At 72.6% G+C, this 2430-nt stretch carries 2 protein-coding genes; one reads left to right on the top strand and one right to left on the bottom strand.

The genetic code is table 11. The features are described 5' to 3' along the window. The first annotated feature begins 267 nt into the window (after positions 1-267). Positions 268-702, top strand: a complete 435-nt coding sequence (locus IE330_RS17120; protein ID WP_190136893.1) for an ATP-binding protein — start codon at positions 268-270, stop codon at positions 700-702. A gap of 121 nt (positions 703-823) precedes the next feature. On the opposite strand, the gene IE330_RS17115 is transcribed toward IE330_RS17120, so the two are convergent. Continuing rightward, positions 824-1990, bottom strand: a complete 1167-nt coding sequence (locus tag IE330_RS17115; protein ID WP_190136892.1) for an alkaline phosphatase PhoX — start codon at positions 1988-1990, stop codon at positions 824-826. Positions 1991-2430: the final 440 nt, after the last annotated feature.

Raw genomic sequence — 2430 nt, 5'->3', positions numbered from 1 at the left:
GAGGCCGCCGACGCCGCCGGTGGCCGGGACACCCGCCGCAACATCGCGGCGGACCGGGCCGAGAGCCGGGCGTGGCGGACGGCGCGAGCGGCGGGCTGGCTGGAGTAGGCGCGTCCCCATGGCGACGGCCGGGGCCGGCGCCCGGCCCGGGCGCCGGAGCGCCGGTGGTGCGCCGTGAGCTGTGGTCCTTCGGTGCCGGGACCGTTGAAGCGCGGGGGCGGGGGTAGAAGGAGGGGGAACCGCGAACCAGACATCAGGGGGTGCGCCATGCCGGACGCATCGGTACGAGCCGTCGGATGGGCCCAGTCCTTCCCCGTCTCCCGCGGCGTCAGAGCGGGCCGCGAGTGGGCCCGCGCGCACTTGGAGGCGCTGGGGTGGGACCGGACCGCGCCCGACGCCGTGGACTCGGTGGTCCTCGCCGTCTCCGAACTCGTGACCAACGCCCACCACCACGCGCACACCAGCGCCCAGGTGGTCCTGACGTGGGACGGGCAGCGCCTGCACCTCAGCGTGCACGACTCGGGGCCGGGGGCGCCCGCGCCGCGCCGGCCGGACGACGTCAGCGTCGGCGGCCGCGGCCTCGCCATCGTGCAGGCCCTCGCCGACACCTGGAGCATCCACCCGACGTCCGACGGGAAGACCGTCACCGCCTGCTTCACCCCGGTCGGCGACGCGCCGTGCCCGCAGGGCGCGACGACCTGAGCGCGGACGGACGCCGGAACCCCCGCCCCCTCCGCCGGCCTGGCCGGAGCGGAGGAGGCGGGGGCGTACGGGAGCAGGGGAGTGGAGGGGCAGGGGGCGCGTCGGCCGACGCCGGGCGGGCTCAGGCGGAGGTGCGGAAGGGCCCGGTGACCTCGTACGTGATGCCGCCGGAGGAACTGCCGGACGTACCGCGCTGACTGGAGAAGTACAGCCGCCTGCCGTCGGGGGAGAAGGCCGGACCGGTGATCTCCGAGCCGGACTGGCCGGTGATCCGCAGGAAGGGCGCGACGACGTCGGCGGGGGTGATGATGCAGATCTCCATGTTGCCGCCGTCCTCGGCGACGAACAGGTCGCCCGAGGAGCTGCCGGTGACGTTGTCGACGCCGGTCAGTGGCGCGGAGCCGTTGGTGACGAGGCTGTCGTCGTAGGCGAGTTCATAGGTGTTGTTGGTCAAATTGAGCTGCCAGACACGGTTGTCGCCCTTGGTGGTGAACCAGACGGTGTCGGTGGCGTAGTGGCAGCCCTCGCCACCGTTGAAGATCTTCGCGCCGGAGACCTGGTCGCGGGTGTACGTGGGCGAGCCGTCGGGGTCGGGCACGTTGGCCCAGGTGAAGGAGCCGGAGGTGCCGGTGCCCGCGACCAGCACCTGGAGGGTGCCGGAGGAGAGGTTGCCCCACGTCGCGGGGACGAACCGGTAGAAGCACCCGTCGGACTCGTCCTCGGTCAGGTAGATCACCTTGCGCACCGGGTCGGCGGCGGCCGCCTCGTGCTTGAACTGGCCCATCGCGGCGCGCCGGACGGCCGCCTTCGCGCCCCAGGGGTCGGTCTCGTAGACGTAGCCGCGGCTGACCTCCTCACAGGACAGCCAGGTGTTCCACGGGGTGGCGCCGCCCGCGCAGTTGTTCCTGGTGTTGGACAGGATGCGGTAGGCCCCCGTGACGGAGCCCGAGGAGTTGAACTTGACCGCGCTCGCGCCGCCGCCGGTGCCGAGCTCGGAGTTGGAGACGTAGATCCAGCCCGTGCCGTCGGCGAAACAGGCGCCGCCGTCGGGGGCGCCGTGCCAGGTGTACGAAGTGCCGGGCACCGTCTGGCTGGAACGGGCTATGACCCGGCTGGTGAAGCCGGACGGCAGCATGATGCCGTTGGCGTCGGCGGCCAGCAGACCGCCGTAGGGGCTGGTGCCGTTCTGCGCGGGTGCCGCGTACGCGGCACCGTGCATGAGGGTGCCGCCGAAGACGGCGGCAGAGGTGCCGATCACCGCACCACGCAGGAAATTGCGACGTTCCACAGCTACTCCTTCACCACGAGCGAATGACGAGTCGTTGGGCGTCGCCGACTGGTCACAGGGACCGTAGAGGCCGTGGGCACACGGCGGGCAGGGACCGGCAGACCAACTCTTTCCGGCCAACAGATGTGCGCGATTCGCTGCAAAAACCTTCAGCCCGGCACCAAATGAACGGCTCGGGAACGGTGGTCGACGGAGTGATGGAGATACCGGTCGATCGGGCGGGCCGGGCGGGAACGACCGCACGTGCGAGGCGCGGTGCGGGTGTCGCTGACCTCGTGGTGCGCGCGGGCGGGGCGGTGCGGAACCTCGCCCCCCGGGGCCACGGCGGGCGCGCGCTGCGCTGTCCGCGGTCGCTGCCGCGCTCACGCGCCCCCGGCCCCCTCAGACGGAGCCCATGGGCGTGCCGCCGTCGAAGTGGGTGTCTTTGTTGGTGCGTACGC

This window comes from Streptomyces longispororuber (genome assembly GCF_014656095.1).
Lineage (GTDB): Bacteria > Actinomycetota > Actinomycetes > Streptomycetales > Streptomycetaceae > Streptomyces > Streptomyces longispororuber.
This window is presented reverse-complemented; position numbering and strand designations above follow the sequence as displayed.